Origin of the sequence: Sphingomonas sp. IC081 (assembly GCF_006874585.1) — a bacterium.
In the GTDB taxonomy this organism is placed as follows: Bacteria; Pseudomonadota; Alphaproteobacteria; order Sphingomonadales; family Sphingomonadaceae; genus Novosphingobium.
The window spans coordinates 229968-254461 of sequence record NZ_CP029761.1 but is presented as its reverse complement, the minus strand read 5'-3'; the positions used below and the strand labels follow the sequence as shown (position 1 = coordinate 254461).

At 65.2% G+C, this 24494-nt stretch carries 24 protein-coding genes and 1 tRNA gene; 14 read left to right on the top strand and 11 right to left on the bottom strand.

Translation table 11 applies throughout. The features are described from left to right. Positions 1-3: 3 nt before the first annotated feature. The 4 genes from DM450_RS01345 to DM450_RS01330 all read left to right on the top strand — a co-directional run bounded on the left by DM450_RS01345 (position 4) and on the right by DM450_RS01330 (position 3698). Complete coding sequence (locus tag DM450_RS01345; protein WP_142632269.1) at positions 4-2004, top strand: TonB-dependent receptor plug domain-containing protein; 2001 nt, start codon at positions 4-6, stop codon at positions 2002-2004. Positions 2005-2057: 53 nt separating this feature from the next. After that, on the top strand, positions 2058-2606 hold the full coding sequence (locus DM450_RS01340) for a (2Fe-2S)-binding protein (RefSeq protein ID WP_142632268.1): 549 nt from the start codon (positions 2058-2060) through the stop codon (positions 2604-2606). 12 nt (positions 2607-2618) lie between these two features. Then, complete coding sequence (locus DM450_RS01335) at positions 2619-2963, top strand: ArsC/Spx/MgsR family protein (RefSeq protein WP_142632267.1); 345 nt, start codon at positions 2619-2621, stop codon at positions 2961-2963. A 102-nt stretch (positions 2964-3065) separates the two neighbouring features. Then, entirely contained in the window at positions 3066-3698 is a 633-nt protein-coding gene (locus DM450_RS01330; RefSeq protein WP_142632266.1) for a class I SAM-dependent methyltransferase, read from the top strand. Between the two features lie 168 nt (positions 3699-3866). On the opposite strand, the gene DM450_RS01325 is transcribed toward DM450_RS01330, so the two are convergent. Beyond that, positions 3867-4679, bottom strand: a complete 813-nt coding sequence (locus DM450_RS01325; protein WP_142632265.1) for a hypothetical protein — start codon at positions 4677-4679, stop codon at positions 3867-3869. A gap of 82 nt (positions 4680-4761) precedes the next feature. Here DM450_RS01325 and lipB point away from each other — a divergent pair, with 82 nt between their 5' ends. Beyond that, a complete protein-coding gene (gene lipB, locus DM450_RS01320; protein WP_142632264.1) occupies positions 4762-5460 on the top strand; it encodes a lipoyl(octanoyl) transferase LipB in 699 nt (232 codons plus the stop codon). Next, complete coding sequence (locus tag DM450_RS01315) at positions 5457-5789, top strand: hypothetical protein (RefSeq protein ID WP_142632263.1); 333 nt, start codon at positions 5457-5459, stop codon at positions 5787-5789. Before lipB ends, DM450_RS01315 begins: the two co-directional genes overlap by 4 nt. On the opposite strand, the gene DM450_RS01310 is transcribed toward DM450_RS01315, so the two are convergent. Both DM450_RS01310 and DM450_RS01300 read right to left on the bottom strand, forming a co-directional pair. After that, positions 5770-6708, bottom strand: a complete 939-nt coding sequence (locus tag DM450_RS01310) for a CoA ester lyase (protein WP_142632262.1) — start codon at positions 6706-6708, stop codon at positions 5770-5772. The two genes, DM450_RS01315 and DM450_RS01310, sit on opposite strands and share 20 nt — an antisense overlap. Before the next feature lie 435 nt (positions 6709-7143). After that, positions 7144-8346 carry a GNAT family N-acetyltransferase gene (locus DM450_RS01300; RefSeq protein ID WP_142632261.1) on the bottom strand — a complete coding sequence of 401 codons (1203 nt, stop codon included), beginning with the start codon at positions 8344-8346 and terminating at the stop codon, positions 7144-7146. A gap of 149 nt (positions 8347-8495) precedes the next feature. Between DM450_RS01300 and DM450_RS01295 the strand changes: the two genes are divergently transcribed. Next, positions 8496-9587 (top strand): fatty acid desaturase family protein, encoded by a 1092-nt coding sequence (locus DM450_RS01295; RefSeq protein WP_142632260.1) that lies wholly within the window; start codon positions 8496-8498, stop codon positions 9585-9587. Between the two features lie 85 nt (positions 9588-9672). Here DM450_RS01295 and lptG read toward each other — a convergent pair whose 3' ends face one another. Both lptG and lptF read right to left on the bottom strand, forming a co-directional pair. Next, entirely contained in the window at positions 9673-10770 is a 1098-nt protein-coding gene (gene lptG / locus DM450_RS01290; RefSeq protein WP_142632259.1) for an LPS export ABC transporter permease LptG, read from the bottom strand. 6 nt (positions 10771-10776) lie between these two features. Further along, positions 10777-12009 (bottom strand): LPS export ABC transporter permease LptF, encoded by a 1233-nt coding sequence (gene lptF, locus DM450_RS01285; RefSeq protein WP_142632258.1) that lies wholly within the window; start codon positions 12007-12009, stop codon positions 10777-10779. A gap of 291 nt (positions 12010-12300) precedes the next feature. Here lptF and DM450_RS01280 point away from each other — a divergent pair, with 291 nt between their 5' ends. Next, positions 12301-12888, top strand: coding sequence for a hypothetical protein (locus tag DM450_RS01280; RefSeq protein WP_142632257.1), 588 nt, complete (start codon positions 12301-12303; stop codon positions 12886-12888). Between the two features lie 90 nt (positions 12889-12978). Here DM450_RS01280 and clpS read toward each other — a convergent pair whose 3' ends face one another. The 3 genes from clpS to DM450_RS01265 form a co-directional block, all read right to left on the bottom strand. Continuing rightward, positions 12979-13398: an ATP-dependent Clp protease adapter ClpS gene (clpS, locus tag DM450_RS01275; RefSeq protein WP_409529348.1), complete on the bottom strand. Its 420-nt coding sequence runs from the start codon at positions 13396-13398 to the stop codon at positions 12979-12981. 393 nt (positions 13399-13791) lie between these two features. Continuing rightward, a complete protein-coding gene (locus DM450_RS01270; protein ID WP_142632256.1) occupies positions 13792-14886 on the bottom strand; it encodes a phasin family protein in 1095 nt (364 codons plus the stop codon). Positions 14887-15587: 701 nt separating this feature from the next. Next, the gene (locus tag DM450_RS01265) at positions 15588-17495 is read right to left on the bottom strand and encodes a PHA/PHB synthase family protein (protein ID WP_142632255.1); all 1908 of its coding nucleotides are present in this window, start codon (positions 17493-17495) and stop codon (positions 15588-15590) included. A 214-nt stretch (positions 17496-17709) separates the two neighbouring features. Between DM450_RS01265 and DM450_RS01260 the strand changes: the two genes are divergently transcribed. Both DM450_RS01260 and DM450_RS01255 read left to right on the top strand, forming a co-directional pair. Next, a complete protein-coding gene (locus tag DM450_RS01260) occupies positions 17710-18909 on the top strand; it encodes an LL-diaminopimelate aminotransferase (RefSeq protein WP_142632254.1) in 1200 nt (399 codons plus the stop codon). 254 nt (positions 18910-19163) lie between these two features. After that, complete coding sequence (locus DM450_RS01255) at positions 19164-19889, top strand: winged helix-turn-helix domain-containing protein (protein WP_142632253.1); 726 nt, start codon at positions 19164-19166, stop codon at positions 19887-19889. 66 nt (positions 19890-19955) lie between these two features. Here DM450_RS01255 and DM450_RS01250 read toward each other — a convergent pair whose 3' ends face one another. Beyond that, positions 19956-20480 (bottom strand): molybdenum cofactor guanylyltransferase, encoded by a 525-nt coding sequence (locus tag DM450_RS01250; RefSeq protein WP_142632252.1) that lies wholly within the window; start codon positions 20478-20480, stop codon positions 19956-19958. A gap of 209 nt (positions 20481-20689) precedes the next feature. Here DM450_RS01250 and DM450_RS01245 point away from each other — a divergent pair. Together DM450_RS01245 and DM450_RS01240 are read left to right on the top strand one after the other, a co-directional pair. Continuing rightward, positions 20690-20763: transfer RNA gene (locus DM450_RS01245), tRNA-Cys, on the top strand. Between the two features lie 164 nt (positions 20764-20927). Then, positions 20928-22178, top strand: a complete 1251-nt coding sequence (locus DM450_RS01240; protein ID WP_142632251.1) for a tyrosine-type recombinase/integrase — start codon at positions 20928-20930, stop codon at positions 22176-22178. Here the strand turns inward: DM450_RS01240 and DM450_RS01235 are convergent. Together DM450_RS01235 and DM450_RS01230 are read right to left on the bottom strand one after the other, a co-directional pair. After that, complete coding sequence (locus tag DM450_RS01235) at positions 22173-22415, bottom strand: helix-turn-helix domain-containing protein (protein ID WP_142632250.1); 243 nt, start codon at positions 22413-22415, stop codon at positions 22173-22175. The genes DM450_RS01240 and DM450_RS01235 overlap by 6 nt on opposite strands. Before the next feature lie 17 nt (positions 22416-22432). Further along, positions 22433-22741, bottom strand: coding sequence for a hypothetical protein (locus DM450_RS01230; RefSeq protein ID WP_142632249.1), 309 nt, complete (start codon positions 22739-22741; stop codon positions 22433-22435). A 692-nt stretch (positions 22742-23433) separates the two neighbouring features. Here DM450_RS01230 and DM450_RS01225 point away from each other — a divergent pair. Next, complete coding sequence (locus DM450_RS01225) at positions 23434-23910, top strand: hypothetical protein (RefSeq protein ID WP_142632248.1); 477 nt, start codon at positions 23434-23436, stop codon at positions 23908-23910. A gap of 1 nt (position 23911) precedes the next feature. Beyond that, complete coding sequence (locus DM450_RS01220; protein ID WP_142632247.1) at positions 23912-24484, top strand: DedA family protein; 573 nt, start codon at positions 23912-23914, stop codon at positions 24482-24484. Positions 24485-24494 lie beyond the last annotated feature (10 nt).

Here is a 24494-nt window from a genome sequence, read left to right as displayed (position 1 = left end):
TCCATGCGCAAGCCTCTGAAGATTGCCCTGCTGGCGAGTGTCTCCCTCGCCGCACCCGCGCTGGCCGACGAGCCGGCAAGTCCCATCATCGTCACCGGCCACGGCCTCGACGACGGTCCGGCAACGCCCGCCTACGATGTCGAGATCATCGGCCGCGACACGATCACCTCCAGCGCCTCGGGCCGGATCGAGGACGTGCTGTCTTCCGTCGCCGGCTTCTCGCAGTTCCGCCGTTCGGACAGCCGCTCGGCCAACCCATCGGCGCAAGGCGCGAACTTGCGCGCGCTGGGCGGCAATGCGGCCAGCCGCACTCTGGTGCTGCTCGACGGCGTGCCGGTCGCCAACCCGTTCTTCGGCTACATCCCCTACAGCGCCATTCCCCCCGAACGCATCGGCTCGGTGCGGGTGACGCGCGGCGGCGGATCGGGTGCATTCGGATCGGGCGCGGTGGCGGGCACCATCGAGATGAGCAGCGCCGGCCCCGACCAGATCGGCCTGCTGCAAGGCGAGGCGCTGGTGAACGATCGGGGCGAGACGCAGGCCTCGCTCACCGCGGCGCCGAAGCTGGGCAGCGGCTTCCTGGTCGCCAGCGTCCAGTGGGACCGCGGCGACGGCTTCTGGACGACGCCGAAGGACCAGCGCGTCGCCGCCTCCGCCCGCGCCGCCTACGAGACACTTTCGGGAAGCCTGCGCGCCGTGGCGCCGATCTCGGGCGACGTCGAGTTGCAGGCCGCCGTGCTGGCCTACGACGATTCGCGCAGCTTGCGCTTCAAGGGCGCGGATTCGACGTCCGAGGGCCAGCAGGCCTCGCTGCGTGTGGTCGGCCGGGGCCAGTGGCAGTTCGACGTGCTGGGCTATGTGCAAGCGCAGGACTTCTCGAACGTGGTCATCAGTTCGACCAGCTACAAGAAGACGCTCGACCAGCACCGCACGCCGACCACGGCGATCGGCGGCAAGGCCGAACTGCGCCCGCCCGTGGGCGGCAACCACGTGCTGCGCCTCGGCACCGATGTGAAGCTGGCCTCCGGGCACCTCCTCGAAATGCCCTATTCGGCAGCGACCGGCCTTGCGACCGCCGTGCGCCGCGCGGGCGGCGACCAGTCCGACCTCGGCTTCTACCTTCAGGACGACTGGACCATCGGCAACCTGGTGCTCACCGCCGGGGGCCGCGCCGATCGCTGGACGATCGGCAATGGCTTCTACCGCTCGGTCTCGCCCACCAGCGGCGCGGTGACGCAGGACAGCACTTATGCCGATCGCTCGGGCTGGGAGGGCAATGCGCGCGGCGGGATCGTGTGGAAGGCCGGCGAGGCGGTCAGCCTGCGCGCCGCCGCCTATACCGGCATGCGCCTGCCGACGCTGAACGAGCTATACCGGCCCTACGTGGTCTTTCCGGTGACGACCAACGCCAATCCGAACCTCAAGCCCGAACGCCTGCGCGGGTATGAGGCCGGAATCGATGTCACGCCGATCACACCGCTGACGCTCTCGCTCACCGCTTTCGACAACCGGCTGAAGAACGCCATCGCCAACGTCACTGTCGCCACCAATACCCAGCAGCGTCAGAACGTCGATGCGATCCGCGCGCGTGGCATCGAGGCGAGCGCCGCGCTCGATCTCGGCCCGGTCAGTCTCGACGGTTCGCTGGCCTGGACCGATTCCAGGGTGAAGGCCGAAGGACTGGCGCTGGACGGCATGCGCCCGGCGCAAGTGCCCAGGCTTTCCGCCACCGCGACGCTGGCATGGATGCCGCGCGAAGGCTGGCGCTTCGCCGCCACGGTCCGCCGCACCGGCGCCCAGTTCGAGGACGATCAGCAGCGATACGTGCTTCCCGCCGCCACGACGTTCGATGCCTATCTGCAGGTGCCGGTGGCCGGCCCGGTCTCGCTGGTGCTGCGGGCCGAGAACCTCACCGACCAGACCATCGTCACCCGCAACCAGGACGGATCGATGGACCTCGGCGTGCCGCGCACGATCTGGGCAGGCATGAAAGTAATGCTCTGATATCGATGGCTCCCGGACTGGAAACGCGCCGCCGCGATGGTTAAGGAATGCCGATGGCGCGCCTGACCCTCAACGACCACCCGGTCGAGATCCGCATGGATCCGCAGACACCGCTGCTCTGGGGCTTGCGTGACGGCGCCAATCTCACCGGCACCAAGTACGGCTGCGGCACCGGCGATTGCGGGGCCTGCACGGTCATGGTCGACGGCGCCGCGCTGCGCTCCTGCCTCGTCACCCTGGGCGAGTGCGAGGGGCGCTTCGTCACCACCATCGAGGGACTCTCGCAGGACCGTTCGCATCCGGTGCAGCAGGCCATGGTGGCCGAACAGGCGATCCAGTGCGGCTTCTGCACGCCGGGCGTGGTCATCGCCGCTGCCGCGCTGCTGGCACGCAATGCCAACCCGAGCGAGGCCGAGATCGGCGCCGCCATTCCCAATCTCTGCCGCTGCGGCGTCCACCCGCGCCTGCTCGCCGCCGTGCAGCGCGCGGGCCGCGTCATGCGGCGCGAGGAAACCATCAGCGCCGCGCCTGCCCCCGGCATCGCGCCCGAGGACGCCGCCCGCGCGGTCCCGGCGCTGAACCCGACTTCATCCGAACACTGAAGGACAGCTTCCATGAAAGCCACGATCTGGCACAACCCCAAGTGCGGCACCTCGCGCAAGACGCTCGCCGTGCTGGAAGAGACCCCCGGCGTGGACGTGACGGTGATCGAATACCTCAAGACCCCGCCGAGCGCCGAAAAGCTGGCGCAGCTCTACAAGGACGCGGGCCTCACCCCGCAGCAGGGCCTGCGCCTGCGCGGCACCGATGCCCAGGAGCGCGGACTTCCCGATGCCGACGATGCCGCGGTGCTTGCCGCGATGGCCGCAGAGCCAAACCTGATCGAACGCCCTCTGGTCGAGACCGACAAGGGCGTGCGCCTCTGCCGCCCCATGGAAAAGGTCCACGAGATTTTGTAATCGCCCTGCAACATAGCCACCCGGCTTGCTTGCAATGTCCACCCCGATCTGCCACGCCTTCGCCCTCCGCAGGACGACAACAACGCGAGAGTTTTCGCCAGCATGACCAGTACCGAGCTTGCCCGAGAGGCGCTCCCCCAGCGAATCAAGCGAAAGATCAAGCACAGCCTCGGACCGTGGGGCGTGTTCATCGAAGGATTTCTGCGCAACCCGGTGATGGTCGGCTCGATCGTCCCCTCGTCGCGCTTCGTGATCAATCGCATGCTGGCGCCCGTCGATTGGGCGAACACCAAGCTCTTTGTCGAGTATGGCCCCGGCGTCGGCACGTTCTGCCGCCCGGTGCTGGACCGCATGAGCCGCGATGCCCAGCTGATCGTGATCGACACGAACCCGCTTTTCATCGACTACCTGCGCCGCACGATCACCGACAGCCGCTTCATCCCGGTGCTCGGCTCGGCGGCCGACGTCGAGGAGATCGTGCGCGCGCACGGCCATGAGAAGGCCGATTACGTGCTTTCGGGCCTGCCCTTCTCGACCCTGCCCGAAGGTGTCGGCCCGGCCATCGCCGCGGCCACCTACCGCGTGATCCGCAAGGGCGGCGCATTCCTGGTCTACCAGTTCACGCCCAAGGCCAAGAGCTTCATGGCCCGCCACTTCAAGCGCATCGACGACAAGATCGAACCGATCAACGTCCCCCCCTGCTTCATGTGGTGGGGCTGGAAGGACGAGGACTGAAAACCTGGGACTGGAAACCTGGGACTGGAAACCTGGGACTGGAAAAGTCCCGCCATCGGCAAGACAAAAAAGGCCGGCGTTCCCGAACGCCGGCCTTTTTGCATGCAGGTGAAGGCAAGAGCGCTTCCCAATCAGGTGGAAGCACCTGATGCCCGGAAGCGCGGCCCGTCACTCGAACGGGTTGGTCAGCGCCTCTGGCGATCCCCCGGAAAGCTGGCGGTGGATCTGGCCGATCACCGCCACGAAATAGGCCGCCATCAGCGCCGCGACGAGCGACTGGACGCCCGCGCCGACCGGCACCGCGATGTCCTTGGGCGCCAGCAGGCCGATCGGCAGCGTGACGATGCCCGAAACCAGCATCAGCACCATCATCGCCACGAACAGGAGCGCATAGAAGCCGAAGATCCGCGCCGTGTTGCCCTTGGTCAGCCGCCAGGAAACGATCAGGGCGGCGATCGGATTGCGCAGCTTGTCCACCGCGATCACCGGCGCCACCAGCGACAGCCGCACACCGATCGGCACCACCAGCACAAAACCGATGGCAAGGCCGATGATCACGCCCACCTTGCCGCCCGCCGCCGCGAAGACCGTCGCCACGGCGAGGCCGATGCTCATCAATGCAAAACCCATCACCAGCTGTGCCAGCAGGTAAGGCAACAGCGCCTTGAGGCCATTGCCGATCGCCTCGCCCACGGTCGGACGGCGATCGGTATCGAGCACGCCGAGCAGCGCCAGAGTGCCCAGCGCCTGGCAGAGGGCGACGGGAATCATCACCGGGAGAATCGAGGCGTAATAGGCGCTCGCCGCATCCAGCACCTGCTGCTCGGTGCCGCCGCTCGCCATTTCCGGCGCCGGAAAAAAGATCGAGAAGATCAACTGCGGCAACAGGAAAAAGACCCCCGCGATGGCCAGAACCACTTCCTTGTTGGCGGAAACCGCGCGGCTCGCCTCGTTCCAGGCCCGGTTGCTGTCGAACGTCATTGCTGCTCCTGCCGCCGCCAGGATAGGGCGGTCATCTCAAAGTGGCTTGATAACCGCAGGGAATGACGCCACGCAACGGAACATGACTTTCCCCACGACTTTGGCCGGTGATATCGAACTGCGCGTCAGCACCGAACAAGTGCCCTATCGCGCCGCCCTCGAGGAAATGACAGCCCGCAATGCCGCGATCGCGGCAGGCGAGGCGCGTGAACTGATCTGGCTGCTCGAACATCCCCCCGTCTACACCGCCGGCACCAGCGCCGACCGCACCGAACTGCTCGACCCGCGCTTCGAAGTGGTCGAGGCCGGGCGCGGCGGCCGCTACACCTACCACGGCCCCGGACAGCGGGTTGCCTATGTGCTGCTGGACCTGCGCAAGCGCGCCCGCGATGCGCGCGGCTTTGTCCACGGCCTCGAAGGCTGGGTGATCGAGACACTCAAGGACTTCGGCGTCGAGAGCTTCCGCAGCGAAGGCCGCATCGGCATCTGGACCCGCGACGTCGACGGGCGCGAGGCCAAGATCGGCGCCATCGGCGTGCGCATCCGCAAGTGGGTGACGATGCACGGCTTCGCGGTGAACATTCACCCCGACCTTGCCCATTTCACCGGCATCGTGCCTTGCGGCATCGACGAGTTCGGCGTCACCAGCATGAAGCGGCTTGGCCACGACATCGACTTCAACCGCTGGGACGCCGCATTGCTGTCCCATGCCGACGCCTTCCTCTCCGCGCTCGACCGCCCCTGCCCGCCCGCCGCCCCCGCTCCGGAGACGCCCGCATGAGCCTGATGTTCCGTTCCGCGGCCATTCTGGCAGCGCTCGCGCTGGCCGGCTGCAACAAGCAGGAAGCGGCCAGCGACAAGGCCGCTGCCGGTGCGCAATTGCAGCAGCGCTCGGTCACCGACGACATGCCCGCGTACGACACGGTGCGTTCGCAAAGTCCGCACATGGCGCCGGAGGCAGGCGGTTCGTCGGCACGTCGGCCGGCAAGCGATGCCAGCGCCTCGACCGGCGACAGCACCGCCGATGCGGCCGCCGCCGCCGCCGCAGATGTCGAAGCGGCGGCGGCTGCGGTGGACAGCACCGCTCCGGTCAAGCCGGGCGGAGAATAGCCGCCCGGCGCAGTTCCTCGCCGACATCGACGACAAGATCCGCCTGCGCCAGCGTGTGACGGGCAAGTGCAAGGTGCGCGCGGTCGACCATCCGGCCGCCCACCGCCATCGTGCCGAGATGCGGATTGGCGGCAAAGGCCGCAACGATCTCGCGCGCAGCACCGAGATCCTGCGGCCGCGGCGCGAATGCCCGGTTGATGACGGCGACTTGCGCCGGATGCACCGCAAACATGCCTGAAAAACCGTCGGCGCGGGCCTGCAGCGCGGCACGCTCCAACCCGGCCTCGTCCTCGAAGTCCTCGAACGGGGCCTCGAGCGCGCGCATCGCTCCGGCATGGGCAGTCAGCAGCACTTGCGCACGGACATGGGCCGCGACACCGCCCCAGCCACCCTGTCGGTCGCGGCGCTGGGCGACCCCCAGTGCCACGCCGAGCGCACTGGCGCTCCAGGCCAGCCCGTCCAGCCGCTGGTGCGCGGAATCGAGATAACGCCCCACATGCAACACCGCCCGCGCGCTGGCACCAAGCACCGGCATGATGCGGGTGGCGCTGGCCGCGATGCCGTTGCGCTCCTCATGACCGTAGATTTCGCTGGCCAGCTCGCGCACCGCCTCGGGCCCGGCTGCAGCCGGCAGGATGATGCCTTCGGGCGCCGCGGGCATCACCGCGGCAAGATCCTCTCGCCAGAGCCCCGATTCGAAACTGTTGATCCGCACCCAGCGCGCCTGATGACGTGCGCCTGCCGCGCCATGGCGGCCCGCCATGAGCCACTGCGCCGCCGAGCGATGCCCGATCTCGCGCCCTTCGCCCGGAACCGTATCCGCAAGGTCGACCACGACCACGTCCGCCCCCACGCCATGCGACAGCGCCAGACGCTTCTCGCTGTTTCCCGGAACGATCAGCCAGGACCTGTACTTCATCTGCGCGCCCCTATTTCCCTATCGCCAAACCCTAGGCTCAGGACCCATTAATCCTGCCTGCGAGGTTTGAATCAAAATGCCTCAGGGCGAGGAAGGAAGGCTTGGGAATATGTCCATATTTCAAGGCTTCCTGACGCTGCGCTGGGGCATTTTGATCAAATCCCTACGGGACACCGGAATGGCTTCCATATCGAACCAAAGCCGCTTTGGACGGGCAACCAGCCCGCCCGGCAGCCACTTTGGCCCGATATGTTCGCCATTCCAGTGCCTCGCAGGCATGATTTATGGGTCCTGAGCCTAGGAGGCTGCGATTAAGAAAATGGATATGCGCAGCAAAGGCGGCGTCATGCGCCCAGGCAAAAGAAAAGGGCCTGCTGCGCGCGCAGCAGGCCCTTTCTTGTGGCATGCCTGAAAAGGCAGCCGTTCATGCGGCCATCACAGCGCCTTTTCGTAAATCGCGTATTCGCGGTTCACTTTGCTGTCGATGGCCCCGGCAATGGCGACCATGCCCTGGTTGTCATCGAGCACCCAGCCGATCTCCGCACGGCGCGCACCGAACTTGGCGGTGGCCGAACGACGGATGTATTCGATCATCATGAAAGCCAGCTGGCTGGCAAGGCGCGAGGATTGCAGCTTCTTGCGCACGCCCATCAGCGGCACGCGCATGTCGGCCGGGTTGGGCTTGCGCAGCCACAGCAGCAGCTTGATCAGGCCAAAGATGCCCGGCTTGCCCTTGGGGCCGTTGAAGCGCTTCTGCGCCTGGTTGAGATCGGGCCAGGTCATCATGAACGCCACCGGCTCGCCCTCGTATTCGGCGACGCGGATCAGTTCGGGATGGACCAGCGGCTTGAGCGCCTTGCCGGTATAGGCGATTTCCTTCTCGGTGAAGGGCACGAAGCCCCAGTTGTCCGACCAGGCATCGTTGAGGATGTCGCAGATCAGCGCCGCTTCCTCGTCGAACCGCTTGGGATCGACTTCGCGGATGCGGATCTTGGCATTCTTCTCGCCCGAGGAAACGATGCGCTGGACCAGCGGCGGGAACGGCTTCGTCACGTCGAGATCGTAGGTGTAGAGCGTCTTCACCCGGTCGTAGCCGGCGCCCTCGATCCACGGCTGATAGGCTGGATCGTGGTGCGCCATCATCACCATCGGCGGATGGTCATGCCCGAAGACCTGCAGGCCCGGCTCTTCCCAGACCGAGAGGTTCATCGGCGCCAGCACGCGGGTCATGCCCTCGGCGCGCAGCCAGTCCTCGGCCCGGGCGATGAGCGCCTTGGCCACCTCCTCGTCCTCGGCCTCGATCGCGCCCCAGTTGCCGGTGCCCGGGCCCATGCCCTGCTCCGCCGGCTGTTTCAGCGCCAGTTCATCGATATGCGCCGAAATGCGCCCGACCACCTCGCCGCCGCGCCTGGCCAGGAACAGCTGGCCGCGCGCGTGATCCCAGAACGGGTTCTTGCCGGGGGTGAACTTGGAAATTTCCTCCGAGCGCAGATTGGGGACCCAGTTTGGATCTGACGGCCCATTTTGATCTGACGCCCCATTTTGATCTGACGCATTGTGCCGATAAGCGTAATCGACAAAGGCAGCGCGGTCGGCCTTGCTGGAAACGGGTGTGATGACTAGTTCGGCTTTGGCCACGATCCTGCCTTTGTTCCGCATTATGGGGACTATCAGGATCGCGACCTGCGGCCGGTGCCCGCACCTTGTCAAGCATGAGCAAGGCGCCGCCAGCCGCAAAAGTCCGTAACGGGCCGGCTTTTTGCCCGATGACTTTGGATTTTGAACGTATGACTGCCCAGGAAGCCATCGACCTGTCTCCCAACGCGCCCACCGAGGCGCCAGAGCGCCTGCGCTCGTCGCAGATCCCGGACGACAAGGAGATGCTGCGCGCCGCCGTCGAGCTGACGCGCGATATCGCCGCCGCGCGCCCCGAAATCTACTGGCCGGACATGCTGGCATCCGCCCTGGTGGGCTACGGCGCGCTGGCCGGCGCGATCCTGGTGAGCAATCCCTGGGCAGCGCTCGCGCTGGGCCTGCTGGCTTCGCTGGCGCTCTACCGCGCGCTGCTGTTCATCCACGAACTGACCCACATCCACCGCGACGCCCTGCCCGGCTTCCGCTTCGTGTGGAACCTGATCGTCGGCATCCCGATGCTGATCCCCTCGTTCATGTACGAGGGCGTGCACACGATCCACCACACCCGCACCCGCTACGGCACCATCGAGGACCCGGAATACCTGCCGCTGGCACTGATGAAGCCGTGGAGCCTGCCGGTCTTCGCGCTCACCGCGATCCTGCTGCCGCCCGCGCTCCTGATCCGCTCGGCGGTGCTGACGCCGCTCGGCGTGGTGATCCCCCCCTTGCGCAAGCTGGTCTGGGGCCGTGCCTCGGCGCTCGCCATCAACCCGCGTTTCGACCGCCGCGCGCCTGAAGGCAAGTTCGCGCAGATGGTGTTCTGGCAGGAACTGGGCTGCTCGGTCTGGGCCATCGCCGTGCTCGCCGCGAGCTATGCCTATGGCTGGCGCCCGCTGGTGATCGCGCTCTGCGTCATGTCGCTCACCGCCTTCCTCAACCAGGTCCGCACTCTGGTCGCGCACTTGTGGGAGAATGATGGCGAGGCGATGACCGTCACCGCGCAGTACCTCGATTCGGTGAACGTGCCGCCACCGGCGAAGTTCTCCGAACTCTGGGCGCCGGTCGGCCTGCGCTATCACGCGCTGCACCACCTGCTGCCCTCGATGCCCTACCATTCGCTGGCCGAGGCGCATCGCCGTCTTGCCCGCCAGTTCGGCGCGGGCACGACTTATGCCAAAGCGAACTACCCCGGGCTGATGCCGCTGCTGGAACGACTCGCGCGGAGCACGATGCGGGCGCATTGATCAGCGGATTTACAAAAAAAGGCCTCGCGAAATGCGAGGCCTTTTTTTGTCAGGAGAGGAGCACGTCGCCCTCTTCCCCGTTGTCCTACTCTTCGGTGCGGATCAGCACCGTCTCGCCGATGAAGGCAAACAGCACGAACGGCGCCCAGGCCGCGATAAGCGGCGGGTAACCGCCGAAGTTGCCCATAGCCAGAGCCGCGTTGTCGAGCACGAAGTAGGCAAAGCCCAGCGCCATGCCGATCACCGCGCGGATCAGCAACTGGCCGGAGCGGGCCAGACCGAAGGCCGTGACGGCGCCCAAGAGCGGCATCAGCACCGATGAAAACGGCCCCGAAAGCTTGTGCCACCAGGCCGCATCGAGTTCGCTGGTACGGCGTCCGGCAACCTTCATCGCCTCGATCGAGCGGGTGAGTTCGAAGATGTCCTGCGAATCCGCGTCGACCTTCGAGAGCATGATCTTGGCAGGGGTGATCCCCGGGGCCACGGTCACCGTGGCGACCCGGCTCGTCGTCGTCTTGGCGACATCGAAGCTGGTGGGGTTTTCGAAGCGCCAGCCGGGATTGGCAAACGTCGCCTTGTCGGCGCGCAGCGTGCGGGTGATGATGCCGTTGTCGTCACGGTTGTAGAACGTCACGCCGTGCAGCACCATGGCATTGCCGTCGCCGTCGATGCTGGAGGCCATCATCAGGTCCCGGCCATCGGCAAGGTAGAGGTTGGCGCGGGCGCTGGTGTTCTTGGGAATCGGCCCATACTTGGCGCCCTGCCACGCACTGAGCATCGCGGTCGAGCGGGTGACGATCCGCTCGTTGAACGCCAGGCTGCCGACGGAAATCAGCAAGGCCGACAGCAACAGCGGCGCCAGCACCTGGTGGGCCGACAGCCCCGCCGCCTTCATCGAGATGACCTCGCTGTTCTGGTTGAGCGTGGCCAGGGTGATGATCGTGGCCAGCAGCACCGAATAGGGCAGGAACCGCGCGATCAGCTGCGGGATACGCAGCGTCACGTAATACAGCAGCTGCGATTCGCCGTTGCCCTTGTAGGCCAGGATATCGCCGCTCTCGCCCAGCAGGTCGAGCACCTGGAGCACCAGTACCAGCATCAGCAGCACGGCAAAGATGCGCACGACAAACAGCCGCGCGAGGTACCAGGTCAATGTGCGTGAAGGGAAGAATTCCATCTCGATCCCAGGTCAGGCCGCGTCTTCGGACGCGATTTCGGGCAATACGGGTCCATGGCGCCGCCGCTTGAGCAGCGACTTGAGCCACTTGACGACGATCTCCGAGCCCTTTTCAAGCCAGCCGAGCGGCTGCCCGCCGGGCACGTAGGCGACCCGCCAGTACATCCACACGATCAATGCCGCGAACAGGGCAAACGGCCCCCAGAGGCCGAGAATCGGGTTCATCTTGCCAAGCGCGGCAACGTCGGCGGCATATTGGTTGACCTTGTGATAGGCCACGACCAGCACGATCGACACGAACAGGCCGAGCGCCGATGTCGAACGCTTGGGCGGGATCGCCAGCGCCACCGCCAGCAGCGGCAGCAGCAGCATCATGATCACCTCGACCATGCGGTAGTTGAAGTTGGCCTGGCTGGAGACGCGCTCTTCCTCGGGCACGCCCTTGTTCCAGCCCAGGTGCATCAGTTCCGGCAGGAGGTACTCGCGGTCCTGGCCGCCACGCTTGCGGAACTTCTCGATCTGCGGAAGCTCGACCGGCAGGTCATGGCGGGTGAAGGTCAGCACGCGCGGGTCCTTGCCCGGCACGTCCTGGATGATCTGCCCGTTGTCGAGGCGCAGGATGATCGTGTCAGGCGCGCCCTTGAGCGCGAGGAACTGGCCTTCGCGCGCGGAGATCGACAGCACCTGGCCCTTGTCGTTGGCCACGCGCGCGAAGATGCCGATCAGGCGGCGGCCCTCGTCGCGGCTCTCGTCGATGCGCAGGGCCACGCGGTCCTTGAGCGTGGTGAACTCGCCCACCTTGATCGAGGCGCCCAGAGCGCCCGACTTCAGTTCGTAGTTCAGCTCTTCGTAGTAGTAGCGCGAAAGCGGCTGGAGATAGCCGACGATGGCGAAGTTCAGGCCCGCCAGCAGGATCGTCAGGATATAAGGCACCCTGAGCAGCCGCGTGTAGCTGAGGCCGACCGCACGCATGACGTCCAGTTCGCTCGACGTCGCGAGCTTGCGGAAGGCCAGCAGGATGCCCAGCATCAGCCCCAGCGGGATCGCGAGGCTGGCATATTCCGGCAGGAGATTCGCGAGCATCTTGAAGACGACACCGATCGGCCCGCCTTCCGTCGCGACAAAATCGAAAAGCCGCAACATCTTGTCGAGCACCAGCAGCGAGGCTGCCAGCAGGAAGATGCCGAACATCGGCATCAGCACCAGGCGCAGGATGTAGCGGTCTATGGCGTTTAGGAATTTCACGCTGTGGGGTTCACCGGGACTTCGTCGTAATACCGTGCTTCAAAGGCCCTTAAACGCTTGGCGCAGGTGGGCAAAGCGAATTGTCCACGGCCATGCGAAGAACGCCCCTGCGCAGGCCTTCCAGGGCGCCCAAAAGGCCCGGGATTGCGACCGGTGGAGCGCCGGCGGGCTGCTGGTCCGGTCCCCGGGATACGCTCCGTTTCACCGTTACATGCCTCCTTTTCACGATTGCCTGCCCGCCCCCGACTGCGAAGAGCGCCAGCCCCCCGATAGGACAAGACTGCTCGCGCCATGCCCTCGCCTCGAACCGACCTGCTGCCGACCCATTTCGATACGCGCCGCTTCTTCCTGCACGAAAGCGCTCCGTGCATGTCCGCAGCCCAACGCCGCAAGTTCGCCCGCGACCTCGAGCGTTTTGCCCGGCGCACGGAAGCCGCAGGCAGGCACGATGCCGACGCCATGATCTTCGAGACGCTGGTGATCTTCGGCAAGGCAGGACGGGACATCGACGCCGCGCGCTGGACGGCTCTGGCGCTGGATGTCACGGCCCAGGTCCGCCGCGGCGACGTCGCAGGCGCAGCCGCCCGCCTGATGCCCCAAGGCGCCGACATCACCCACGAAAGCACCGAGGACGGACACAGAATCGCGCACCTGACGATCCGGGACGACGAAATCACCCTTGAGGCCGAGGCGGCGGCATGGTCGCCTGCCGCAGCCATGGTTGCGGTGCTGTTCCGCGCGCTGGCCTGCCATTTCACCGAAACACCGGATAACCCGGCGGACGCTGCGGGACATGGTGACCCAGACGCCGGTCCTTGCAGGCTGGACGCTGTGATCGGCGAAGTCGCCTGCGCTGCCGGGAGCAGTGGCGGGGTCTGACCACGGCGTGAAGGACCCAAGTGCGGTCCCCGGACCGCAATTGCCTGCCATTTAAGGCAAACGGCGCCCCGGCGCGTTACGGCCGGTCGCTCAGGCCTTTTCGAGCGTGCATTGCAGCGGGTGCTGGTTCTGCCGCGCGAAATCCATCACCTGGTTCACCTTGGTTTCGGCGATCTCGTAAGGGAAGATGCCGCAGACGCCCACACCCTTCTGGTGGACATGAAGCATCACCCGCGTCGCCTGTTCCAGATCCATATGGAAAAAGCGCTTGAGGACCATCACCACGAATTCCATCGGGGTGTAGTCATCATTGAGCATCAACACCTTGAACTGGCTTGGTTTTTTCGGCTTTGCCCGGGTCTTGGTGGCAATGCCGACATGTTCGCTGCCGTCGGTGTCACCGTTCTCGCCGTCTGGCCCGGAAACGATATGCCCCCCAAGATGCGCAGCTTCGGCGAGCGTCATGGCGGCGCGCGAAGACGCAGGATGGCTCAGGCAGGAATCGGACATCGGGGAAATCATCGGGAGAGAATATCGTATCGCCCACCCGAGAAACAAGGCCTGCATCGCGGTTTGTCGCAAAGTCCGGCGCTGAAACGCCCCGAGACCGCCCTGAAACGCACCGACAGTTCCCTCAGCTTACCCCGGAGTGACATTACCGGAAATCAAATTACCGGAAATCAAATTACCGGAAACCGATCCGGGCGGGTACTGCAGCAGCGCAGACCACCCTCAGGCGGCGACCGGACGGAATTCCATCCGGCCGCTGGACCGACATGGGGAGAGCGGTCCGGAACGGGCCCTCTTTGAGACGGGCCGGCAGCAGGTGCAGGCCAATTCGGCAGAAGGCCGGCTCCGGACACAGCCCGGTCAACCCCGAGGGCAACCGGGCCGGACGCCGGATCAGACCGCCGCGTGGCGGACCTTTTCCATCGCGATGCTGACGCGGCCCGAAAGCGGGGCCATCACGTCGCTCATCAGCTTGAGCATGGCTTCGCTGTTCTTCGAGCTGTAGGCGACGGCGCTGTCGAAGTTCTTGCGGGCGATGTCGCCCTGGAGCTTGAAGAAGTCGGTCGGCGACTTGACGGCGGCGAGTTCCTTGATGTCGCCGGTCATGGTGGCGAACGAGGTGCGGCCTTCGCTGACCAGTTCCGAACCCAGGCCCTGCAGCCCTTCGGCAAGGATCTTGCCCGATTCGACGACGGCTTCGAGGTTGCCCTTGGTGAAGTCACCCAGTTCGCCGAGCGCGCCGGTGCCCTTTTCGAATGCGGCCTTGGCCTTGGTCTGGGCGTCGGCAACCGCGTCCTGGAAAGCAGAGAGATTAGCGCTCATGTCCATTGTCGTATCCTCGAGCATGAAGTTGGAGATCAGTCCTGCGAAACTTGAAACGCCCGGCTTTGCCGGTGCGGGCTTGGTGGCCCCGGCCTTTGCCGGAGCTATCTTCGCCGGAGCCGGCCTGGCCGCAGCAGCGGCCGTTGGCGTTGCCGCGAGAGGCGCGGCAACCGCCGGCTTGGCGATGATCCTGGTCGTGCCTGCCTTCGGTGCGGCGGCAGGCTTGATCGCCTTTGCGGCGACAGGCTTCGGTGCGGGCTTCGGTGCCGGAACCTTGGCAGCGGGACCCTTGACGATCGGCTTGGCCGCGACCTTTACCTTCGCCGCCGGCTTTGCCTTGGCGATCGGCTTAGCCTTGCCCGCCGGCTTTGCCTTGGCTTCCGGTTTTGCGGGAGCCTTGGGGGCGGATGCCTCCTTGGGCGCGGCCGCGACAACCGGCGTGGGAGTGGCGGCGGCAGGCGGAACCGGAGTGGCCGCGACCGCAGCCGGCTTGGCCGCTTCGACCGGCTTGTCTGCCGGTACAGCCGTCCCGGTGGCGGCCTTGGAATCTGTAGAGGAAGCATCCATCACGGGTTCTGCCTTCTTCACGTCAGGCACTTGTTCCGCCGCGGCTGCATAAGCCTTTTCGGCAAGTGCCTCATCCTTTGCATCGTCCTTCCCGGCCATCTGACTGTTCCTGCGTTTTTGCCGAAAACTCGTACCGAATGGGTCTGGACGGAGCCGCAGTCGCCTGGGGACCACTTTGGGGATCGTTCCGCTCACCCTGACGGGCCAGCCGCGACATCCACGTGATCGAAGCGCCATGCCGGCCCGCGTTCACTGCAAGTCTGGAATTCCTGCGATTCGAAATCTTGTTTTGTTGCATTGCACAATATGGCTTCCGGACGATGAAGTCAATCACCCCATGCTGCAGTGCAGCATAAGCGATCTGGCTGGAGGCGGGACAAGGTTACCGACCGAGATCCAGGCGACGGGATGATCGCAAGACCGGCCTTGACCGGCCTTGACCGCCCATCACCGCCTCCCCGTAGGCAACCGGTCATGCCGCTCATAACGCCTTGAATCCCGCTCTTATACCGCGACTGCAACGAAAATGGAGCGAGCGCCGCCGGCCGGCGGCACGGCAGGATGGCGCCGCACCGCAGCGACCGCCCACATCGACCAGCACACATCGACCAGCCACATCGACCAGCCACATCGACCGTGCGCACAGGCCCCGCCGCCAACCGCATGCCCGATGCCCGCTGCGACACGGCGCACCCGGCGCAGGGCGAATCGTTGGCCGGGATTCAGGCCGGGCCGGGGAGCGGGTCGGGGAGCGGGCCGGTGCCGCGCAATTCGCCGCGCGCGAACCGCGCAGCGGCGGCTTAGCGCTGGGTGACGTAGCGCCCGGGCGCGTCCTCGATCACCTTGTCGCCGCGCCCGCCCGGACGGCGCTTGCCGCGCGCCGCCACTTGCACGGGATCGCGCGCCTGCAACCACGCCGCCCAGTGCGGCCACCAGCTGCCGGGATGCTCGCGCGCCCCTTCGACAAAAGCCTCCAGCGTGTCGGCACCGGCGTCGTTGGTCCAGTACTGGTACTTGCCCGCCGACGGCGGATTGACCACGCCGGCAATGTGCCCCGACCCCGCCAGCACAAAGGTCGAGGGGCCCGCCAGATAGTGCGTCAGCTTCCAGACGCTGCGCGCCGGCGCGATGTGATCCTCGCGCCCGGCCTGGATATAGGTGGGCGTGGTGATGCGGTGGAGGTCGATCGGCACCCCGCCGGCCTGCAGCGAATCCGCCACCACCAGCCGGTTGTCGCGATAGAGATCGCGCAAGTAGCTGCGGTGCCAGCGGGCCGGCAGGTTGGTGACGTCGCCGTTCCAGTGGAGCAGGTCGAAGGCCGGATAGTCCTCGCCCAGCAGGTAGTTCTTCTCCACCGTGCTCCAGATCAGGTCGTTGCCGCGCAGGATGTTGAAGGTCGCGGCGAGATAGCGGCCGTCGAGATAACCTTCGGGCGAGAGCTTGCCGATCGCCTCGATCTGCTGGTCATCGATAAAGTTGCGCAAGTCTCCCGCATCCTCGAAATCGACTTGCGCGGTAAAGAAGGTGGCGCTGGCGACCTTGTCCGCCTCGCCCTTGCGCGCCAGCACCGCCAGCGTGGCGGCCAGCGTGGTCCCGGCGACGCAGTAACCGATGGTGTGCACCGAGGGCACGCCAAGCCGCGCGCGCACCGCGTCGATCGCCTCGATCTGGGCGGCAATGTAATCGTCCCAGACCAGATCGGCCATCGCCGCATCGGCGGACTTCCACGAGACCATGAACACGCTCACGCCCTGCTCCACCGCCCAGCGCACGAAGCTCTTCTTGGCGTTGAGGTCGAGGATGTAGAACCGGTTGATCCACGGCGGGAAGATCAGCAGCGGGGTCTTGAGCACCTTGTCGGTGGTCGGTGTGTACTGGATCAGCTGGTAGAGCGGCGTCTCGAACACGACCTTGCCCGGTGTCACCGCGATGTTCTCGCCCAGCACAAAGGCACCGGGGCGGACATGGGTGAGCTGGCCCTTGCGCATGTCGTCGAGCAGGTTCTCGAAACCGCGGATCAGGCTTTCGCCCTGCGAGCGGCGCGCGGCCTCCAGCGCCACCGGATTGGTCATCGGGAAATTCGCCGGGCTCAGCGCATCGACGATCGCGCGGGTGGCGAAGAGCAGCTGTGCCTTGCGCGCGGGCTCCAGTCCTTCGGCCTTCTCGGCCAGGCCGACCAGCTGCTCGCTGAGCATGAGGTAGAGCTGGTGGATCACCGCGAAGAACGGCTGGCGGCGCCATTCGGGATCGGCAAAACGGCGATCGGCACGCGGCAGCACCGGCTCGGCGGCGGCACCTTCCCCCGCGCCCTGCCCAGCGTCCTGGCCTGCCCCCTGGCCTGGGGCTGTCGCCGCCGGGCCGAGGCCGTACTGGCCCAGCACCCCGTTGATGAGTTGCGCCGCCTCGTTCCACAGCCGCTGCTGCACTTCGGGATCGGCGAGCGGCAACTGGCGCACGACGGCCTCGGCGCTCGCCACCCACTTGACCGGATCGGACCAATGGCCCTTCCCGTCCCTGGCCTTGCCGAGCTGCTCGACCTGGAAATCGGTCCAGATCGAATGCATGCGCCCGGCGATCTCGGCCCAATGGACCGCGCTCTCCGCCTCGGGAGAGCCCTCCTTGGGAACGAGGCCGCCGAAAAGGTCGGTCACCTGACTGGCATGATCCTGGAAAATTCGGGTCATCAGATCGGTGGCGTCGGTCGCCATGTGCGGTCGAACTCCGGCTCGGCGGGACCCGCTGCGAATCCCCTCTGCCTCATTCCTATCCACTGCATCGCCCGCCGCCAACCGGCCAAAACTTGCGCGATCCCCGGAATTCCCATCACACGATTGCGCAAGCACCATTTGCGCGGAGGGTTTATTCCCCTACAGGGACCGGCACGGCACTTCTCGCCGTGTGTTTTATGGATTCTCAGAGGTCATGGAAGACGAGTTCTACCGCATCAAGCGCCTGCCGCCCTACGTTATCGCCGAAGTCAACGCGATGCGTCATGCGGCACGCCAGGCCGGTAGGGACATCATCGACCTCGGCATGGGCAACCCCGACCTGCCGCCGCCTGCCCACGTGATCGAGAAGCTGTGCGAAGTCGCCCAGAAGGAAGACGCGCACGGCTATTCGGCCTCCTCGGGCATTCCCGGCATCCGCCGTGCCCAGGCCAACTACTACGGCCGCCGCTTCAACGTCGATCTCGATCCCGAGACCGAAGTGGTGATGACGATGGGGTCGAAGGAAGGCCTCGCCAGCCTCGCCACCGCGATCACCGCGCCGGGCGACGTGGTGCTCGCGCCCAACCCCAGCTACCCGATCCACACGTTCGGCTTCATCATCGCCGGGGCGACGATCCGCTCGGTGCCGACCACGCCGGACGAGCGCTACTGGGAATCGCTGAACCGCGCGATGGCCTTCACGGTGCCGCGCCCCTCGATCCTGATCGTCAACTATCCCTCGAACCCGACCGCCGAGACGGTGGACCTCGCCTTCTACGAGCGCCTGGTCGCCTGGGCGAAGGAGAACAAGGTCTGGATCCTTTCCGACCTTGCCTATTCGGAACTCTATTTCGACGGCAATCCCACGCGCTCGATCCTCGAAGTGCCCGGCGCCAAGGACGTGGCGGTGGAATTCACCTCGATGTCGAAGACTTTCTCGATGGCGGGCTGGCGCGTCGGCTTCGCGGTGGGCAACCCCAAGCTGATCGCGGCGCTCAAGCGCGTGAAGTCCTACCTCGACTACGGCGCCTTCACGCCGATCCAGGCCGCGGCCTGCGCGGCGCTCAACGGCCCGCAGGACATCGTCGAGAAGAACCGCAACCTCTACCAGAAGCGCCGCGACGTCATGGTCGAGGCGTTCGGCCGCGCCGGCTGGGACATCCCCAGCCCCAAGGCCTCGATGTTCGCCTGGGCGCCGCTGCCGCCGGCATTGAAGGAAATGGGCAGCCTGGAATTCTCCAAGCAATTGCTCACCCATGCCGAAGTCGCGGTGGCGCCGGGCGTGGGCTACGGCGAGGACGGCGAAGGCTTCGTGCGCATCGCCATGGTCGAGAACGAGCAGCGCCTGCGCCAGGCCGCGCGCAACATCAAGCGCTACCTCGTCTCGATGGGCGTCAACACGCCGGCTGCCTGATGGAACCCGGCACGGTTCGCCCGCCCGGCGAACCGTGCCGCCCCCCCCTCACACACACGGTGCCTTCGCATCGGAACAGATAGCCGGGGGCAAAAGCCAAGTCACCGTTACAGGCGCCTTGCCATTGTCCGGATTTTGCCCGAACAGCCCTGCAATTTTGTACTACTGTAAAATAATAGGTATTGTTACCGGAGCGCCTCTCCCCCCAAAAAGCGCTCATCGGTTACATCTGCCATAGCGGAATTGGGGGGCCAATGACCTATCTGGGCAAGAGCGAATGTCACGCGCCACGCTTTCGCTGGCTGGCGAACAGGGCAATCCCGACGCAGCTTGACCTGCGTCGATGCGGCTGGATCCTGGAGCCCGAGATCCAACCATCGCCGGACTGCATCGGCATGATCGACGCCTGCGGCATGGAAACCGGGCAATGGCTGCCCGTGCTGGAAACCCTGCGGCCGGACGTGCGGCGCACCGTGCTGGTATCCGGGGTCAGCGACCCTTCGGAGCGCACCGCGCTGCTGCATGTCGGCTTTGGCGATGTCCTCGCGGCAACAACGGACATCGACGAACTGGAGGCCCGGGCCAATCGCCTGGCCCAGTTCGCGCAGTGCCTGCCGCGCCGCCGCCGGATCGGCCGCCTCACCCTCGACCTGCTGGCCCGCGAGGCCTTTGGCGACGGCGAACCGCTGAACCTCAACCCACGCGAATTCGCGCTGATCTGGCGCCTGGCGGATTCGCTGGACGAGACGGTCAGCAAGGAAACGCTGATCTACGACGTCTGGCGGATGGGTTTTGTGCCCGAAACCAACAGCGTGGCCGTCCACATGTCGCGCCTGCGCCGCAAGCTCGCCTTTGTCGGGCTGGCCGGGATCATCGAAACCTCGCCCAACGGCGGCTACCGCCTGACATTGCCGCGCCCGGATGCAGGCGTGAACGAAACGCGCAGCGCGCCGCGCAGCGCTGCCCTGGCGAACCTGTAAGACCGGCAGCACACCGACCGCGGATCCCCCATGCGCCGGCATGTCGCGGCGCATGGGCCGGGGCGATCACCCCTTGCGGGCCAGCGCCGCGAGGTCATCCGGTGTATTGACGTTGGGGATAGCGATCCCCGCCTCGACCAGACGTGCACCGGCAAGATCGGCAAAGCGCCGCATCGAATGGCGGTCCTCGCTATGCAGCAGGGCCTCGAGCACCCCCGTCGCGGAGGTGGGCCAGATGCCGATCACCGGCTGCGCGGCCAGACACGCGGGCGCCGGCCCCAATCGTTCGAGCAAGTCGTCCGGCAGGAATGCGGCATCGACACTGCAACTCAGGACATGGTCATACCCCTCGTCCTGCGCATGACGCATGGCGGCGGCAAGCCCGCCCAGAGGCCCCATGTCCGCGCGCGGCCAATCCGGCAGGGTCGGCGCCGGGGCGGTTTCCCGCCCGGTCACCACGACATGCTCGCACCACCCCGACAGGGCATCCACCGCCAGGGCCAGAAGGCTGTGGCCGTCGAGCTCGGCCAGCGCCTTGTCGCTGCCGAACCGGCTCGACCGGCCACCTGCAAGAACCGCTCCGAGAATCATGAAAAGATGCTCCGTGAAGGCAGGGAACAGCCCCCTCATGACCATCTAGCGCGAACTTCGGGGCAGGCGGAAGTGCCGATTGCAGCCGCTGGTGCGCTTCCCGCGGGCGATATTGATGCGGACAGCGGCAAGGAAATCCACCGAACAAGCGAATCCCCGGTTGCGCCCGACGGATTCCGTTGTTAGGGGCGCACTCCTCCACACCGGATGGCCCGATGGCGGAGTGGTGACGCAGCGGACTGCAAATCCGTGCACGCCGGTTCGATTCCGGCTCGGGCCTCCATTTCTCCGTTTGAAGACGTCCGGTAACGTCCACCAAACGGCTGTTTTTCGGCATTTTTTCTGATATCATCTCCCGCAGCGGTTCGGACGGTTCCACCTGCATCCGGGTACAATGATGGTACGGATGATGGATCGGACCCCGAACATGGATTCGGAGGTCCATCAATGTCGGACGGTGCGAAACGCAAGACGGGCCTGACCGCAAACGCGGTGAAGCACGCGAGACCCAAGGATAAGGATTACAAGCTGTCGGATCGCGATGGCCTTTACCTTCTCGTGAAAACCACCGGCATCCGATACTGGCGAATGAACTACCGCTTCGGCGGACAGCAACGGACCTTGTCGTTCGGGCGCTGGCCGGAGATTCTGCTGGGCGATGCGCGCGAGCTACTGCTCGAAGCGCGCCGCAAGCTCGCCAAGGGGCTTGATCCGCTTGAACAAGCCAAGCTGGACAAGATCGCCAAATCGATCGCTGCCACCAACACGTTCCAGGCTGTGGCGGAGGAATGGCTTGAGAAGATCGAGAAGGAAGGTCTCGCCGCCATTACCCTCAAGAAAGCCCGCTGGTTGCTGGCGCAAACCTACCCGGCCTTGGGTAAACGTCCGATTTCCGAAATCACCGCCCACGAATTGCTGCTTGTTCTCAAGAAGGTCGAGGCGTCGAAGCGGTACGACACCGCTAATCGGATCCGCAGCACGTGCAGCCAAGTGTTCCGCTATGCCATCGCCACGGCACGGGCCGAGCGGGACATCTGCTCGGACCTGCGCGGTGCGCTCGTCACCCCGCGCACCACTCACCGCGCTGCGATCACGACCCCAACGGAAGCAGGCGGACTGCTTCGTGCGGTCGAGGACTACGACGGCAACGATCTGACCCGGATCGCGCTGCGCCTGCTGCCCCACCTGTTCGTCCGCCCTGGCGAGCTGCGCTGGGCGGAATGGAGCGAGTTCGATTTCGACAAGGCGGTCTGGACGATCCCCGACCACAAGATGAAAATGCGCCGCCCTCACGCGGTGCCGCTTTCACGGCAGGCCTTGGCGATCATCGGTGAAATCGAACACGACGCCCGCTACAGCGCTTTCCTGTTTCCGTCGCTGCGGGCGCTCGACCGCCCTATGTCGGACAACACGATCAACGCCGCATTACGCCGGTTGGGTTTCAGCAAGGATCAGATGACCGGTCACGGCTTTCGCGCCATGGCCGCCACCTTGCTCAACGAGATGGGCATCTGGAACCCCGATGCCATCGAACGCCAACTTGCCCACGCGGACGGCAACTCGATCCGCCGCGCTTACGCCCGTGGCCAGTATTGGGAAGAGCGGGTGCGCATGATGCAGCACTGGTCCGACTACATCGATCAGCTGCGCGACGGCGCAACCATCCTGCGTCCCAAGTTCGGCCACAGCGCATCATAACAGCCCTTGCCTCGCGCGCTCGATCAGAGCGCGCAGGCTCGCTACCGGGACCAGAGTGCACCGGCCGATTTTGACCGTCTCCAGATCACCAGAAGCGATCAGTTCATAGAGCTTGGATCGCCGGATACCGGTCAACCGAATGGCATCCGCGATCCGGACGGAGATTGGCTCGAGCGCGGTTTCTGTCACAGTGGGCTTGGCAAATGGCTGCGCGAGCTGCTCGCTCTCGCGCAACATTGATCCTGCTCGCCGGATCATCGCCCCTGCTCCAGGTCGGCCTCTGTTACCTTGCGCCGGTGTGCTTCGTGGACCCGGCCGCGAAGGGATTTGTCCGGATGTTCGAGAAGCAGGCCATCGAGCGCGACGGTAATGAAGGTCAACTGCCGGTTGATATGCTCGACGTTCCTGCGGCCTTCCTCCCGGAACTCCTGGCCCTGAAACAGGTCCGTTACGATCGCGCCGATCCACTGGCTACGGCTCTGCTTGGCACGGTTGGCCTCATCCTGAACCCAGGCAGCAACATGCTTGGGCAGGTAGGTTTGGATGGAAACATTGCGTGTCATGTTGGACCCCATGGTGGTGGAGCCTGGAACACACTGCGAAAGGCACGAATGTTCTACTTATGTTCAATTCGGACGTCAAGAGACTTGCGAATGTCGGAAATCCGCCTTTTTCTCGATCAACTGATTTGCCGTCGAAGGCTTCATGCTTGGCAAGTCAGAATTGACTGAGAAGCTGCCATGTTGAATAAATGCCATATTATGATTTTATATCAGTTGCTTAACCGATGCGATTTGTCGCGTAGGGTGTGCCGGTCAAGCCGGTTTCAAAGTGCGTCTGTTTATCCAGCTTTTCAGGCTCATCGACTGTCGAGTTATGGTTCTGATTCCGGTGGGATTTCGCGCAAATGAGCGGCATCCGAGCGATCAGACCACGGTGAAAGTTTTCGGCACAGTTCGTTTGAGTACACCCCCTTTGTTCGCGATTGGGGACCAAATAGCCATCATTGAATAGCGATCCCGTCGTACCGGGATGCGATTCTTGTCACCAACTTCGACGTATCGCCAGAAGGCCTTCTCTGCAGACATCTGGTCGATTCTAATCGGAGATTACAAGGCCTCGAAGTTTCACGCCTAGCCGAAAGCCGACGCCCGAGACAGCGCATCCGGCATTGATACGATAACCAAAGCCTATTTCAGCTTCCACGCGCTCGCTGGCTAAGGCAGCGCATCGCCCCTAACGCGAAGGACCTGCTGTGATACGCCGCTACCTGCCCATCGCCCTGACGCTGTATATCGCGTTTGTGTTCATCCAGTCGCTGTTCTTCAAATTCAGCAATTCGCCGGAAACGCAGTATATCTTTGGCACGCTGGAGGCTTGGGGGGCTTCGCTCGGGTTCGCTGGCCTGTTCGCGCCGTCCGGCATTTTTTCGCAATATGTGGTCGGCACGGGGGAATTGATTGCCTCGGCGTTGCTGCTGGCGGGGCTGTCCCTGCGGTTGCGCGTCTTGCGCCCCGTTGGGGCCTTGATGGCAATGGGGGTAATTTCGGGGGCGATTGTCTTTCACCTTTTCACACCGCTGGGCGTTTCGGTGCTCAACACCGATGGCACCCACGATGGCGGCGAATTGTTCGCGCTGGCTTGCGGCGTGTGGGTGGCGGCGGCGCTGCTATTGTGGCTGAGCCGGGACACCATTGCCCAGACGGCACTGCGCCTGCGCGGGCGCGGCTAAGATGCTGGCCGACCTGTTGACCTTGGCCCAGCACCAGCCGTGGTTGCTGGGGCTTGGGCTGTTCGCAGCGACATTCATCGCAGAGGATCTGGCGACGATTGCCGCCGGAGTGCTGGTTGCGCAGACCCCGGCCGATCCGGTCATTGCGGTCGCAGCGGTCATCCTGGGCACAGCCACGGGCGACCTGGCCTTGTACGCCGCAGGCCGGTGGGGCGCCGGCACCGGCATTGGCCGAAAGTTGCGTGCCCGGCCTGACGTGCGGCGGGCAGAAAGCTGGATTGCGGGCCGGGTGCTGGCCTTGGTGTTCGCGGCCCGGTTCCTGCCCGGATCGCGATTACCAATCTACACCGCCAGCGGGTTGATCGCTGCGCCCTTTGCGCCTGTGGCCGCCATTATCGTGCTCACCACGCCGCTTTGGACCGGCGGGTTGTTTGCAATCGCCTGGCTTGCCGGAGCGGCGGAGGCGCAGCATCTCTTGGCGGCAGCACTGCCTGCCGGAGTGGTGCTGGCAGCAGCGGCGCTGCTGGCGCCGCGCTGGTTTTCAGGCCCACGCCGAGGCCCGGCACTGACATGATCGGCGCTAC